Below are 12,532 nucleotides of genomic sequence, written 5' to 3'. Positions count from 1 at the left end.
GTGCCGGGTGGTCGGGCGCGGGTCAGCGCCTGACCACCCGGACCAGGCAGTCGCGCGCCGTGCGGCGTTCCTCCCGGCGGTGCGCCTCCGCCGTGGTCACCTCGCGGTCGACCCGCTCGGCGCGCAGGACCTGGACGTCGGAGCCGGCGAGGTCGGCCACGACGTCCTCCGCCGTCATCAGCACCGACGGGTCTTGCGGCCCACCGGTCCCCTCGGTGAGGTTGGTCGAGTCGTGGGCGACGAGGAGGAACGTCCCGCCGGGCCGCAGCATGGTGACCGCGTTGCGCACCGCCCGGCGGCGGTCGGCGGCCGGGAGCTGGAGGTAGGCCACGACCACCAGGTCGACCGGGGCGGGCGGCTGCCAGGTGGTGGCGTCGGCGCAGACCCACGTCACGTCGAGGCCCTCGGCCAGCCGGGCGCCCTTGTCGAGGGCGACCTGCGAGAAGTCCACCGCGGTCGCCGACCACCCGCGGCTCGCCAGCCAGATCGCGTTGCGCCCCTCACCCGCCGCCAGGTCGACGGCCGTGCCGGGTGGCAGGTCGGCGAGCTCGGCCGCCACGAGCCGGTTGGGCTCGCGTGACCACACCAGCTCGCTGGCCGCGTACCGCTCGTCCCACGCCTGTGCGTCCATGGGGTCAGCGTAGATCCGTCGGGCCTCTCGTCTTCTGCGGCCGCCACGTGAAGCACCCGGTCAGCGAGCGACCGTGGTCGCCACCCGCAGCACCCGCGCCTCCTCCGGGCCCAGCACCGGCAGCGCCACCCCCGCCTCCTGTAGCGCCCTGCCGGGCAGCTCGACACCATCGGGCGCCCAGGCGTCGGTGAGGTCCGCCCCACCGGGCGGTGGCGGGAGCTGCTCGGTGAGGCGGTAGATGCGGGCAGGGTCCAGGCCGGTCGGCCGCAGCGGCGCGAGGTGCTGGGTGGCGGTCACGCCGACGGTGGCCACGACGTACCACGCCTCCGAGCGATCGGCGGCGACCACGCCCGTCACCATCACCGACGGGTCGGGGTGGTCGGGGTGCACGAGCGTGCCGGTGCCGATCAGCGGGCGGACCTGCTTGTGCAACGAGATCCAGGACCGGAGCTCGGCGAGCCCGGCGTCGTCCACGCGGGTGAGGTCCCACTCGACACCGAGCGCCGGCGAGGTGAAGACCTTCTTCCACGTCATCTTCCCGGTCATGCGTCCGATCAACCTGGTCGTGGTGGTCATCGTGGTCATCGAGTCGCTGCGCGCCTTCGACCTCGTCTGGGTGATCAACAAGGGCCGCAACGGGCTGGAGGTCATCGGCGCCCTCGTCGCGCAGAACGTCGTCGGCGAGGCGACGCGCTACGGCTTCGGCTCGGCGCTCGCGGTGATCATGATGGTCATCTCCTCGGTGTTCATCACCCTCTACCTGCGGACCGTCTTCCGCGAGGAGCGCTCCCGATGACCTACGAGACCCCGGTCGCCACCGCGCCCACCCCGCTCGGGTCCGTGCCGGCCCGCACGGAGGGTGGGGTGTTCAGCAAGCGCCGCGGTGCCGTGGCGACGGTCATCGTCGCCGTCCTGGCCCTCGTGTGGCTGTTCCCGCTGCTCTGGGCGCTCATCAACTCGTTCCGGGAGTACGAGTACACGCAGGCCAACGGCTACCTGTCCTTCGGGGGGTGGACCACCAGCAACTACGAGCAGGCGTGGGAGCAGGGCAACTTCGGGCGGCACATGCGCAACTCGCTCCTCATCACCGTCCCGGCGGTGGTCCTGACGTTGTGGCTCTCGTCGATGGTGGCCTTCGTGCTGGCCCGGTTCAGTTATCGTTTCAACCTCGCGATGCTGGGCGTCTTCCTCGCCGCCAACCTGCTCCCGCCGCAGGCGTTGCTCATCCCCGTGTTCCGAATGTTCCGCGAGATCCCGCTGCCCTACTTCATGAGCGACTCGGAGTCGATGCTCAACAGCTTCTGGGCGCTCATCCTCGTCAACACCGCCTTCCAGCTCGGCTTCTGCACGTTCGTGCTGAGCAACTACATGAAGACGCTGCCCCACGAGATCTACGAGTCGGCCGAGCTCGACGGGGCGAGCGTGTGGCGGCAGTACTGGCAGCTGACGATGCCCCTCGTCCGTCCCGCGCTCGCCGCGCTGGCCACCTTGCAGGTCACCTGGGTCTACAACGAGTTCTTCTGGGCGACCGTGCTCATCCAGCAGGGCGACAAACTGCCCGTGACGTCGGCGCTCAACAACCTGCGCGGGCAGTTCTTCACCGACACCAACCTGGTCGCGGCGGGGTCGATCATCGTCGCCCTGCCGGTGCTGGTGGTCTTCTTCGCGCTCCAGAAGCAGTTCGTGTCCGGGCTGACGCTGGGTTCCACCAAGGGCTGACCACCCTCCGACGGTTCATCAAGGTATGTCGCTGGACCTGCACCTCCCATGGTGAGCTCGCCGAGGGAAGTGCGGTTTGGGCTGCATACCTTGATGAACCGTCAGCACGGGTCAGCGGGTCAGCGGCGCACCCAGGCGCCGGACCGCATCACCCGGACCACCTCGAGCCCGGCGTCGAGGACCACGAGGTCGGCGCGGCGGCCGGGCGCGAGGGCGCCCACGTCGTCGAGCCCCCACGCGGCGGCCGGGACGGTGCTGGCCGCGCGTACGACGTCGACCAGCGGCAGGTCCGCGGTCCGGACGGCGAACCGCACCGCTGCGTCCATGGTGAGCGTCGAGCCGGCGATCGCGCCGTCGCCCGTGCTGTCGGCCAGTCGGGCGATGCCGTCGCGCACCTCGATGTCCATCGGGCCGAGGCGGTAGTCGCCGTCGGGTGCCCCCGCCGCCGCCATCGCGTCCGTGACGAGGATGCAGCGCCCGGGCGCCGCCGCGAAGGCGGCGCGCAGAACGGCGGGGTGCAGGTGGACCCCGTCGGCGATCAGCTCGACGGCGGCGGTCGAGTCGAGGAGCGCCCCGGCGGCCCCGGGCTCGCGGTGGTGGAGCGCTCGCATGGCGTTGAAGAGGTGGGTGCCCAGGCGTGCGCCCGCGTCGAGCGCGGCGCGCGCCTGGTCGTACGTCGCGTCGGTGTGCCCGATCGCGACCACCACCCCCGCCGCGTCCAGCCGGCGCACGGCGTCGAGCCCGCCGGGCAGCTCGGGGGCGAGGGTGACCATCCGGACGGCTCCGTCGCCGGCGCCCAGCAGCGCCTCCACCGCGGCGGGGTCGGGGTGCGCGAGGGCGCCGGGCTGGTGGGCGCCCGAGCGTCGCGGGCTGAGCCAGGGGCCCTCGAGGTGGATCCCCGCGAGCCGGCCGGCCCTGACCACCCCGGCGAGCTCGCGTACGGCGGCCGCCATCCGGTCGGTGGTGTCGGTGACCAGGCTGGCGGCCATCGAGGTGGTGCCGTGGGCGAGGTGGGCGGCTGCGACGACCTCGGCGGCGTCGGGCGTGCCCGCGTCGAACGACGCGCCGCCCCCGCCGTGCACGTGGATGTCGACGAAGCCGGGCGCGACGGTGACGTCGCCGAGGGCGACGTCGGGGGAGCGGGGCGGCGGGCCCTCGCCCACCTCGACGATCCTCGCCCCCTCCAGGAGCAGCCACCCCGGCGCGAGGACCCGCGCCGGGGTGACCACCTGGGCTGCGCTGACGATCACGTCAGGCCTTGTTGTCCTGCACGAGGATCGACCCGCCGCTGGCGGGGTCCGTGTCGTCCTCGCGCCCCGGCGTCTTGAGGTTCCACTTGCGGATGACGAAGCGGAAGCCGAAGTAGTAGACGGCCGCGTAGGCCAGACCGATCGGGATGATCAGCAGTGGCCTGGTCGCGATGTTGAAGTTGAGCACGTAGTCGAACAGGCCGGCCGAGAAGCCGAAGCCGTCCTTGATCCCGAGGGCGTTCACGAGAGCCATCGACGTGCCCGTGAGGAGGGCGTGGATGACGTAGAGCGGGAAGGCGACGAACATGAACGCGAACTCGAGCGGCTCCGTGACGCCGGTGAGGAACGCGGTCAGCGCGGCGGACAGCATGATGCCGCCGACGAGCTTCTTGTTCTCCGGGCGCGCCTCGTGCCAGATCGCCAGCGCGGCGGCCGGGAGGGCGAACATCATGATCGGGAAGAAGCCGGTCATGAACGCACCGGCGGTGGGGTCGCCGGCGAGGAAGCGCGCGATGTCACCGTGGTAGACCTCGCCGTTGGCGGAGTACTCGCCGAAGATGAACCACGGCGGGTTGTTGAGGATGTGGTGCAGGCCGAGCGGGATGAGCAGCCGGTTGAGGGTGCCGTAGACGAACCCGCCGAGCACGGCGTTGTCGGTCACCCACTCGCCGAGGCCGGTGATGCCGGCGTCGAAGGCGGGGTAGACGAAGCTCATCAGGACCGAGACGACCAGCATCGCGAACGCGGTGATGATCGGCACGAAGCGGCGCCCGCCGAAGAACGCGAGGTAGGGCGGCAGGGTGATCCGGTGGTAGCGCTGCCACAGCCACGCGCTGACGAGGCCGGAGACGATACCGCCCAGCACCCCGTAGTTGATCAGCTCGTCGCCCTCGAGGATGACCGGCGACATCGCGTCGCCGACGCCCTTGAAGACGAGGTAGCCGACGACCGCCGCGAGCGCCGTCGAGCCGTCGGACTTGCGGGCCATGCCGATCGCGATGCCGACGGCGAAGAGCAGCGGCAGGTTGGCGAACAGGGCGTTGCCGGCGGCTCCGATGACCGCGGCGACGTTGTCCCAGCCCAGGCCGTCGGCCCCGAGCAGGTCGGGCTGCCCCAGCCGGAGCAGCAGGGCTGCCACGGGGAGGGCGGCGATCGGGAGCATCAGGCTGCGCCCGAACCTCTGGACCGGCGCGAGGTTCCACCTGCGCTTGTCCGACGTGGTGCCGCTCGACGCGGCTTCCTGGGTGGTCATCAGGATCGTTCCCTTCTCGTGGTGCTGTCGGTGGTGCTGTCGGTGCTGCTCGCGCGTGGATCCGCGCGGAGGCTCATGTGGACCTGGTAGTGGTCTCCGCGGTAGCGCGAGACGACGTGCTCGACGGGGCGCCCGGCGGCGCTGGAGACGCGACGGAAGACCAGGAGCGGGGTGTGGACGGGGGCCTCGAGGCGACGCGCGGTGGCCCCCTCGGCGCTCTCGCCCCACACGGTCTGCTCCGCGTTGTCGATGACGAGGCCGTAGCGCTCGGCGAAGAGGGTGTAGAGCGAGCCGGTGAGGTCGGCGGTGTCGAGGCCGGGCAGGAGGTCGGTGGGATACCACCCCTGCTCGATCGCCATCGGGCGCCCGTCGGCCAGGCGCACGCGGTCGATGCGCCATGCCGTGCCCCTCTCACCCAGCTGCAGTGAGCCCACCACGTCACCGGGCGGCCGCTCCTCGTCGACGAGCATCAGGCGCGTCGAGGGCACCAGCCCGCGACGGCGCATGTCCTCGGAGAACGACGCCAGGTGGAGGTGGCTCTCCACGCGCGGCGCGGCGACGAAGGTGCCCTTGCCCTGGATCCGGCGGAGCAGCCCGCCGGCCACCAGGCTCTCGATCGCCCTGCGGACGGTCGCCCGCGAGACGTCGTACGTCGCCATCAGCTCGCGCTCGGACGGGATGGCCGTGTCAGGGCCGAGCTCGCGGGTCGCCAGGTCGGCCAGCACGTCGCTCAGCTGGGCGTGCTTGGGCCGGGGGCCGTCGTCGATCCTGCGGGCCATCTCCACCTCTCGACGCCGGGCGCCTGCATTGGTACGGTCTGGTCCGTACCAGTTGGGAGGATGGGTCCCGGCGCCCCCGTTGTCAAGGACCGCTCATGAGCACAGCACCGACGCGCATGGCCGCCGAGATCGCCGAGCAGCCGGCGGCTGCGGCGCGCACCCTCGAGCACCTCGTGCCGCTCCAGCCCCGCCTGCGCGAGCTCGCGGAGGACAGGCGCCGCGTGCTCCTCGTCGCGCGCGGGTCCAGCGACAACGCCGCGATCTACGGCCGCTACCTCCTCGAGGTCGCCGCCGCGGTGCCGGCGGCGCTGGCGGCCCCCAGCGTGGCCACCCACTACCGCTCGCGGCTCGACCTCTCGGACTGCCTGGTCGTCTCGGTCTCGCAGTCGGGCGCCACCGCCGAGATCGTCGAGACCCAGGACTGGGCCCGGTCGTGCGGGGCCGCGACCGTCGCCATCACCAACGTCGACGGGTCACCGCTCGCCGACGCCGCCGACCTCAGCCTGGTCACCCGCGCCGGCCCCGAGACGGCGGTGCCCGCCACCAAGACCTACCTGACCCAGCTCGTGGCGCTCGCCCTGCTGGCCGACGCCCTCGCACCGGACCACGCGCTGGCCGACGGCCTGGCCCACGTCCCCGCAGCGGTGGCCCGGCTGCTCGAGTCCGACGTGGCCGCGGCCGCCGAGACTCTCGCCGCCGCCGAGCAGGTCGTCGTCTCCGGTCGCGGGCTCCTGCTGGGCACCGCCCTGGAGACGGCGTTGAAGATGGAGGAGACCTGCCTGCGGCCGGTGCGGGGCTACTCCTACGCCGACCTGCGCCACGGTCCCATCTCGGTGGTGCGGGAGGGGCTGCTGGCCGTGCTGATGGGCTCGGCGAGCGGCCCGCTGGCCGAGCCGATGGCCGACCTCGTCCGCGATCTCCGCGAGCGGGGCGCGCGTGTCCTGGGCATCGGCGGGACGCCGACGTTCGCCGACCTGTGCGACCTGCACCTCGCCGGGCCCGACCTGCCCGAGACGCTCGAGCCGATCGCGTCCATCGTCCCGGCGCAGATGATGGTCGAGCAGACGGCCCGCCGGCTCGGCCTCGACCCCGACAATCCCCGCGGACTCCGCAAGCTCACCCGGACCGACCGCTGACCCCGACCCACCCACCGAAGGACATCCACATGAGCAGCAAGGCAGAGAAGATCCTGGCCGGCCTCGGCGGCGCCGACAACGTCGTCGAGATCGAGGCGTGCATCACCCGGCTCCGCACCGAGGTCAAGGACGGGTCGCTCGTCGACCAGCCCGCCCTCAAGGCCGCCGGAGCCCACGGTGTGATGGCCAGCGGCACCGTCGTCCAGGTCGTCGTCGGGCCCGAGGCCGACAACCTCGCCGACGACATCGAGGACCTGATGTGAGCGGTGGGTCCGTGCAGGTGCTGGCCCCCTGTCCGGGGCGGGTGGTCGCGATCGCCGAGGTGCCCGACGCGGTGTTCGCCGAGGAGATGGTCGGCCCCGGGATCGCCATCGAGCCGGCCATCGAGCCCGACGGCGGACCCACGACGGTCGTCTCGCCGATCGCCGGGACCGCCGTGAAGGTGCTCCCGCACGCGTTCGTCGTGCTCGGCGACGGCGTCGGCGTGCTGGTGCACCTCGGCATCAACACCGTCCGTCTCGAGGGCGAGGGCTTCGACGTCCTCGCCGCGCAGGGGAGCGAGGTGGCCGCGGGCGACCCGATGATCGCCTGGGACCCCTCGTCGCTTCCCGCCAGCGCGGGAGGGCAGGACGTCTCGCCGGTCGTGCCGGTCGTCCTGATGGACGCGGCGAAGGGCTCGGTCACCAGTGAGGCGATCGGCACCTCGGTCGCGGCGGGCGACCTCCTCTTCGTGGCTCCATGACCGGCTCCACGACCGGCTCCACGACCGGCTCCGCCCTCTCGGGCTTCCTGCTCGACCTCGACGGGACCCTCGTCGACTCCGAGTCGCTGCACCGGGCGTCGTACGAGGCGTGGTTCGCCCACCGCGGCTGGGAGCTGCCCGACCTGGCCATGTTCACGGGGCGGCGCGCCGAGGACGTCTTCGCCGTCGAGCCCGGTCCCTGGTCGGGGCACGACCCCGTGGCGCTGGCCCGGGAGGTGGTGCCGTTCGTGCCGGACGAGCCGCCCACGCCGGTGCTCGGTGCCCGCGACCTGCTCCTGGGCGCCCGCGCCACCGGTGTGCCGCTGGCGATCGTCACCTCGGCCGGTCCGGACTGGGTCGAGCGCTCGCTGCGCGCGATGGCGCTGGACCTCGACAGCGTCGACGTCGTCGTCACCTCCCGCGACGTCGCCGACGGCAAGCCGCACCCGGCCGGCTACGCCCTGGCCTGCGAGCGGCTCCACATCGATCCGGCCCACGCCCTCGCAGCCGAGGACTCGCCGGCCGGGGTGCGCGCGGCGCGCGGCGCCGGCGTACGCCGCGTGGTGGGCGTCGCGACCACCCACCTCGCGGCCCGGCTCGAGGATGCGGGCGCCACCGAGGTGCACGACGACCTGCGTCCACTGCTGGGGCTCGTCGCCCGCGGCTGAGGCACCCGCGCCCGGCCGCGGTTCAGCGGTCGCCCCGGTCGCCCACGGTCCGCGCGTGCGGGCGGCCCGGGTCGTCGAGGGCGGGCGCGACCTCTCCCGCGCGCAGCGCCTCGAGCTGCGCGCAGACGGCCGTGCCGTAGAAGAACGCGACCGACGACAGCAGCGCCCACAGCAGCAGGGCGAAGACGCCGGCGAGCGGGCCGTAGACGCTGCCGAAGGACCCGCTCAGCGAGACGTACGCCGCCAGCCCGGCCGTGGCGACCGCGCTCAGCACGACCGCGATGCCCGACCCCAGCGCGAGCCAGGTGAGGCCCGGCTGCCGGCGGCGCGGCGCGTGGTCGAGGAGCACGGCGATCGCGACCACGAGCAGTGCGATGCCGACCGGCCAGCGCAGCACGTTCCACCAGTCGACCGTGCGATCGGACCAGCCGTAGCTGTCGGCCATCGCGTCGCCGAAGGCGCCACCGCCGACGAGCATCACGAAGCCGATGCCGACCGGTGCGGCGAGCACGGCCGTCAGCACCGCCGCGCGGCCGTACTTGGCGAGCGCCGGGCGGTCGCGCCGGATGCCGTAGATGCGGTTGGCGCCGCGCTCGACCTGGGCCATCGCCGTGGTCATCGACACGAGCGCGAACCCCAGGCCGAGGAACAGCGCGATCTCGCCGGCCAGCTCGGAGGCGTCCGACCCGTCCACCGCCGAGGCGAGCGCGTCGCCCTCGCCGGCGCCGGGGGAGATCGAGTCGACGACGTGGGCCACGACCGCAGCGGGCCGCTCCTCGTCGAGGTCGGCGGCCAGGCCGGTCAGGGCCAGCAGGAAGGGAACGACGGCGAGGCACGCCTGCAGCGCGAGGGCCCGGGAGTTGGTGAACCCGTCGCCGTAGCGGAACCGCACGAACGACTCCACCGCGATCCGGCGCAGCCCGTGCTCGCGGGCGAGGTGCCACGCGTCGAGGGCGTCGAGCTCGTCACCGTCCATCTCCGTGGTGACGGGCACGGTGCGCGCGGTGGTCATGCGCCGCACCCTAGGTGGCCACCCGCGGGGCGGCCCTGTCGGCCCGGAACAGGTCGAAGAAATCGTTATCGACAACGATTGACACCGCAGATGCACCTCGGGCACCCTGCTCGGGTGTGATCCACGTCATAGGCGGCGGGGTCGGAGAGGATCGATCGAGATGCGGAAGCAGACACGAGTCGCAGCGCTGGCCCTGCTGTGCGCCGGGACCACCCTGACGGCCTGCGGCGCCGACGACAGCACCGCAGACGGGGACGACAACACCATCACGTGGTGGCACAACTCCAACAACGAGCCGGGCAAGGGCTTCTACGAGAAGGTCGCGTCCGACTTCGAGGACGACAACCCGGGCGTCACCGTCGAGGTCACGGCGATGGCCCACGAGGACATGGTCGACAAGCTCGCCGCCGCCTTCCAGAGCGGCGACCTCCCCGACGTCTACATGGAGCGCGGCGGCGGGGAGCTCGCCGCCCACGTCGACGCGGGCCTGACCCGTGACCTGACCGAGGACGCCGCCGAGGAGATCGAGGCCATCGGCGGCTCGGTCGCCGGGTGGCAGGTCGACGGCCGCACCTACGCGCTTCCCTTCTCCCTCGGCGTGGTCGGCGTCTGGTACGACACCGAGCAGTTCAAGGAGGCCGGAGTCACGCCGCCCACCACCATGGCGGAGTGGGAGCAGGCCAACGACGACCTCAAGGCCGCCGGCATGACGCCCCTCTCCCTCGGCGCCGGCGACAAGTGGCCGGCCGCCCACTACTGGTACTACGCGGCCGTGCGCACCTGCAGCGAGGACGTCCTGACCCAGGCGGTCGCCGACCTCGACTTCTCCGACCCCTGCTTCGTCGAGGCCGGCGAGGTGGTCGAGGACATCGTCGCCACCGAGCCGTTCAACAAGGGCTTCCTGGCGACGCCGGCGCAGGAGGGGGCCAACTCGGCGTCCGGCCTGCTCGCCACCGGCAAGGTCGCCAGCGAGATGCAGGGCCACTGGGAGCCCGGCGTCATGCAGGGCCTCACCGACAGCGGCGAGGGGCTCGGCGACCGGACCGGCTGGTTCCCGTTCCCCGCGGTCGAGGGTGGTGCCGGCGACCCGGCCGCGGCCCTCGGCGGCGGTGACGCGTGGGCCGTCGCGGAGGGGGCGCCCGACACGGCCGTCGACCTGGTCACCCACCTGCTCAGCGAGGACGTGCAGCGTGAGTTCGCCGAGAACGACATGGGCCTGCCGACGGTGCCCTCCGCGACCGACGCGGTCAGCGACCCGGTCCTCGCCGACCTGATCGAGGTCCGCGACAGCGCGCCCTACGTCCAGCTCTACTTCGACACCGCGTTCGGCGAGTCCGTGGGCGGTGCGATGAACGACGCGATCGCGCTCATGTTCGCCGGCAAGGCCACGCCGCAGGACGTCGTCGACGCCATGCAGCAGGCCGCCGACGACCAGGGCTGAGCGGGAAGCCGGCCAGGAAGATTCCGTGACCCTGCCTCCACTGACCGCCGCCCCCGATCTGGGGACCGGCGACCCCGCCCCGGGGGATCGGGCCGAGATGGTGCGGTCGGCCCGCCCCCGGGGCGGGACCCGACCCACCGCGCGCCAGCGGCTGGAGATCGTGGTCTTCGTCCTGCCCGCCCTGGTGCTGCTCGGCCTGTTCGTCGCGTGGCCGGTGCTCTCGGCGGTGCGCATGTCGCTCTACCGGTGGCGCGGGTTCGGGCCGATGGACGACTTCGTCGGCCTGGCCAACTACCGCCGGGTGCTGACCGACGACGTGTTCACCCAGGCGGTGACCCACAACCTGGTGATCGTCGTGCTCAGCATCGCCATCCAGCTGCCGCTGGGCCTCGGCGTCGCGCTGCTGCTCAACCGGCGGATGCGAGGGCGCGGGGTGGTGCGCACGCTCATCTTCGTCCCCTACGTCGTCGCCGAGGTCATCGCCGGCGTCATCTGGTTCCAGCTGATGATCCCCGACACCGGGGTCGTCGACGGACTGCTCGGCGGGGTCGGCGTCGTCCCGCCGGAGCAGGGCTTCCTCGGCACCCCGGGGCTGGCGTTGTGGGCCGTCATGGCCGTGCTCACGTGGAAGTACCTCGGGCTGGCGATCCTGCTCCTCCTCGCCGGGCTCCAGTCGGTGCCGGAGGAGGTCTACGAGGCGGCGCAGCTCGACGGCGCGTCGTGGTGGCAGACCCAGTGGCGCGTGGTCGTTCCGCTGCTCGGCCCGACCATCCGCACCTGGTGCTTCCTGTCGATGATCGGCTCCCTCCAGCTCTTCGACATGGTCTGGGTGCTGACCGGCGGCGGCCCGGCCAACGCCACCACGACCATGGCGACCTACCTGGTCACCCAGGGCACCCAGCGCGGCAACTACGGCATCGCCGGGGCCGCCTCCGTCGTGCTCTTCGTCATCGGCGTGGCCATGGCCGCGCTCTACCAGCGTCTCGTGCTGCGGCGCGACACCCGAGACCTGAGGTGAGCACCGTGACGTCTCCCAGCGCAGCCCCTCGTGCTGCTGCCCCCCGGGCGGCTCCCCGGTCCATCGGCCGCGCCAACCCCGCCGTCTACGTGATCGCGCTCGCCGTCGTGGCGGTGAGCGTCGGCCCGGTCGTCTACGGCGCGCTCAACGGCTTCCGGTCCAACGAGCAGATCGCCAGCGACCCCGCCGGGCTGCCGAGCCCGTGGCGCCTCGACAACTACACCGCGGTGCTCACCAACCCCGACTTCTGGCGCTACGCCACCAACTCGCTGGTGGTGGCGGCCCTGACCACCCTCGTCGCGGTCGGGGCGGGAGTGATGGCGGCCTACCCGCTGGCGCGCTACGAGTTCCGGCTGCGCGAGCCGCTGTTCATGGTGTTCGTGCTCGGCCTGCTCTTCCCCCTCGCCACCGCGATCATCCCGCTCTCGATCCTGATCAGCCGCGACCTCCAGCTGTCCAACACCTGGTGGGGCGTGGCCCTGCCGCAGGCGGCGTTCGCGCTGCCGGTGACCGTCGTGATCCTGCGCCCCTTCCTGATGGCGCTGCCGCGCGAGCTCGAGGAGGCGGCCCTGATCGACGGCGCCTCACGGGTCGGCGTGTTCTGGCGGATCGCGCTGCCGCTCAGCCTGCCCGCCCTGGTCACCGTCGGCGTGCTGGCCTTCGTCGGGTCCTGGAACTCCTACCTGCTGCCGCTGCTCCTGCTGCAGGGCGAGATGCGTACGCTCCCGCTCGGCGTCGCCGACTACTCCACCCAGTACTCCGCCGACACGGCCGGCGTGCTCGCGTTCACGACCGTGGCGACCCTGCCCGCACTCATACTCTTCCTGGCCCTCCAGGGTCGGATCGTCAACGGGCTGCAGGGTGCGGTGAAGGGCTGATGAGGA

Annotated in this window: 15 protein-coding genes; 9 read left to right on the top strand and 6 right to left on the bottom strand. The window is 72.6% G+C overall.

The annotated features are described in order from the left end of the window. Window positions 1–22: 22 nt before the first annotated feature. Together AC3X7Z_RS03610 and AC3X7Z_RS03605 are read right to left on the bottom strand one after the other, a co-directional pair. Entirely contained in the window at window positions 23–631 is a 609-nt protein-coding gene (locus AC3X7Z_RS03610) for a class I SAM-dependent methyltransferase (protein WP_489975029.1), read from the bottom strand. Window positions 632–691: 60 nt separating this feature from the next. Further along, on the bottom strand, window positions 692–1,177 hold the full coding sequence (locus AC3X7Z_RS03605; RefSeq protein ID WP_489975028.1) for a GH36 C-terminal domain-containing protein: 486 nt from the start codon (window positions 1,175–1,177) through the stop codon (window positions 692–694). Between AC3X7Z_RS03605 and AC3X7Z_RS03600 the strand changes: the two genes are divergently transcribed. Both AC3X7Z_RS03600 and AC3X7Z_RS03595 read left to right on the top strand, forming a co-directional pair. Beyond that, the gene (locus AC3X7Z_RS03600; protein ID WP_489975027.1) at window positions 1,176–1,427 is read left to right on the top strand and encodes a hypothetical protein; all 252 of its coding nucleotides are present in this window, start codon (window positions 1,176–1,178) and stop codon (window positions 1,425–1,427) included. The genes AC3X7Z_RS03605 and AC3X7Z_RS03600 overlap by 2 nt on opposite strands. Then, entirely contained in the window at window positions 1,424–2,350 is a 927-nt protein-coding gene (locus AC3X7Z_RS03595) for a carbohydrate ABC transporter permease (protein ID WP_186340479.1), read from the top strand. Before AC3X7Z_RS03600 ends, AC3X7Z_RS03595 begins: the two co-directional genes overlap by 4 nt. Window positions 2,351–2,469: 119 nt before the next feature. Here AC3X7Z_RS03595 and nagA read toward each other — a convergent pair whose 3' ends face one another. From nagA to AC3X7Z_RS03580, 3 genes are read right to left on the bottom strand one after another with little or no spacing between them, the layout of a single operon-like run. Then, window positions 2,470–3,600, bottom strand: coding sequence for an N-acetylglucosamine-6-phosphate deacetylase (gene nagA / locus AC3X7Z_RS03590; protein ID WP_489975026.1), 1,131 nt, complete (start codon window positions 3,598–3,600; stop codon window positions 2,470–2,472). A 1-nt stretch (window position 3,601) separates the two neighbouring features. Beyond that, window positions 3,602–4,852, bottom strand: coding sequence for a PTS transporter subunit EIIC (locus AC3X7Z_RS03585; protein ID WP_186340481.1), 1,251 nt, complete (start codon window positions 4,850–4,852; stop codon window positions 3,602–3,604). After that, window positions 4,852–5,631: a GntR family transcriptional regulator gene (locus tag AC3X7Z_RS03580; protein ID WP_489975025.1), complete on the bottom strand. Its 780-nt coding sequence runs from the start codon at window positions 5,629–5,631 to the stop codon at window positions 4,852–4,854. The genes AC3X7Z_RS03585 and AC3X7Z_RS03580 overlap by 1 nt, the downstream gene beginning before the upstream one ends. 95 nt (window positions 5,632–5,726) lie before the next feature. Here AC3X7Z_RS03580 and AC3X7Z_RS03575 point away from each other — a divergent pair, with 95 nt between their 5' ends. From AC3X7Z_RS03575 to AC3X7Z_RS03560, 4 genes are read left to right on the top strand one after another with little or no spacing between them, the layout of a single operon-like run. Further along, window positions 5,727–6,767 carry an SIS domain-containing protein gene (locus AC3X7Z_RS03575; RefSeq protein WP_489975024.1) on the top strand — a complete coding sequence of 347 codons (1,041 nt, stop codon included), beginning with the start codon at window positions 5,727–5,729 and terminating at the stop codon, window positions 6,765–6,767. Window positions 6,768–6,796: 29 nt separating this feature from the next. Beyond that, window positions 6,797–7,030 (top strand): PTS sugar transporter subunit IIB, encoded by a 234-nt coding sequence (locus AC3X7Z_RS03570; RefSeq protein ID WP_186340483.1) that lies wholly within the window; start codon window positions 6,797–6,799, stop codon window positions 7,028–7,030. Beyond that, window positions 7,027–7,509: a PTS sugar transporter subunit IIA gene (locus AC3X7Z_RS03565; protein WP_186340484.1), complete on the top strand. Its 483-nt coding sequence runs from the start codon at window positions 7,027–7,029 to the stop codon at window positions 7,507–7,509. The genes AC3X7Z_RS03570 and AC3X7Z_RS03565 overlap by 4 nt, the downstream gene beginning before the upstream one ends. Next, a complete protein-coding gene (locus AC3X7Z_RS03560; RefSeq protein WP_186340485.1) occupies window positions 7,506–8,177 on the top strand; it encodes an HAD family hydrolase in 672 nt (223 codons plus the stop codon). Before AC3X7Z_RS03565 ends, AC3X7Z_RS03560 begins: the two co-directional genes overlap by 4 nt. A gap of 22 nt (window positions 8,178–8,199) precedes the next feature. On the opposite strand, the gene AC3X7Z_RS03555 is transcribed toward AC3X7Z_RS03560, so the two are convergent. Next, the gene (locus AC3X7Z_RS03555; protein ID WP_186340486.1) at window positions 8,200–9,189 is read right to left on the bottom strand and encodes a YihY/virulence factor BrkB family protein; all 990 of its coding nucleotides are present in this window, start codon (window positions 9,187–9,189) and stop codon (window positions 8,200–8,202) included. Between the two features lie 160 nt (window positions 9,190–9,349). Between AC3X7Z_RS03555 and AC3X7Z_RS03550 the strand changes: the two genes are divergently transcribed. Genes AC3X7Z_RS03550 through AC3X7Z_RS03540 form a run of 3 tightly spaced genes read left to right on the top strand, consistent with a single transcriptional unit; the run spans window position 9,350 to window position 12,526 of the window. After that, window positions 9,350–10,630: an ABC transporter substrate-binding protein gene (locus tag AC3X7Z_RS03550; protein WP_186340487.1), complete on the top strand. Its 1,281-nt coding sequence runs from the start codon at window positions 9,350–9,352 to the stop codon at window positions 10,628–10,630. A gap of 25 nt (window positions 10,631–10,655) precedes the next feature. Continuing rightward, window positions 10,656–11,648, top strand: a complete 993-nt coding sequence (locus tag AC3X7Z_RS03545; RefSeq protein ID WP_206054415.1) for a carbohydrate ABC transporter permease — start codon at window positions 10,656–10,658, stop codon at window positions 11,646–11,648. A gap of 5 nt (window positions 11,649–11,653) precedes the next feature. Continuing rightward, on the top strand, window positions 11,654–12,526 hold the full coding sequence (locus AC3X7Z_RS03540) for a carbohydrate ABC transporter permease (RefSeq protein WP_489975023.1): 873 nt from the start codon (window positions 11,654–11,656) through the stop codon (window positions 12,524–12,526). The last annotated feature ends 6 nt before the right edge of the window (window positions 12,527–12,532 follow it).

This window comes from Nocardioides sp. Z24_21 (assembly GCF_058134345.1).
The sequence above is the reverse complement of the archived record's forward strand: the minus strand, read 5'-3'. Positions and strand labels throughout refer to the sequence as shown.

Coding starts and splice junctions, on each gene's coding strand:
- AC3X7Z_RS03610 (WP_489975029.1), bottom strand. CDS start 631: ATGGACGCACAGGCGTGGGACGAGCGGTACGCGGCCAGCGAGCTGGTG.
- AC3X7Z_RS03600 (WP_489975027.1), top strand. CDS start 1,176: ATGCGTCCGATCAACCTGGTCGTGGTGGTCATCGTGGTCATCGAGTCG.
- AC3X7Z_RS03605 (WP_489975028.1), bottom strand. CDS start 1,177: ATGACCGGGAAGATGACGTGGAAGAAGGTCTTCACCTCGCCGGCGCTC.
- AC3X7Z_RS03595 (WP_186340479.1), top strand. CDS start 1,424: ATGACCTACGAGACCCCGGTCGCCACCGCGCCCACCCCGCTCGGGTCC.
- AC3X7Z_RS03585 (WP_186340481.1), bottom strand. CDS start 4,852: ATGACCACCCAGGAAGCCGCGTCGAGCGGCACCACGTCGGACAAGCGC.
- AC3X7Z_RS03580 (WP_489975025.1), bottom strand. CDS start 5,631: ATGGCCCGCAGGATCGACGACGGCCCCCGGCCCAAGCACGCCCAGCTG.
- AC3X7Z_RS03575 (WP_489975024.1), top strand. CDS start 5,727: ATGAGCACAGCACCGACGCGCATGGCCGCCGAGATCGCCGAGCAGCCG.
- AC3X7Z_RS03570 (WP_186340483.1), top strand. CDS start 6,797: ATGAGCAGCAAGGCAGAGAAGATCCTGGCCGGCCTCGGCGGCGCCGAC.
- AC3X7Z_RS03560 (WP_186340485.1), top strand. CDS start 7,506: ATGACCGGCTCCACGACCGGCTCCACGACCGGCTCCGCCCTCTCGGGC.
- AC3X7Z_RS03555 (WP_186340486.1), bottom strand. CDS start 9,189: ATGACCACCGCGCGCACCGTGCCCGTCACCACGGAGATGGACGGTGAC.
- AC3X7Z_RS03550 (WP_186340487.1), top strand. CDS start 9,350: ATGCGGAAGCAGACACGAGTCGCAGCGCTGGCCCTGCTGTGCGCCGGG.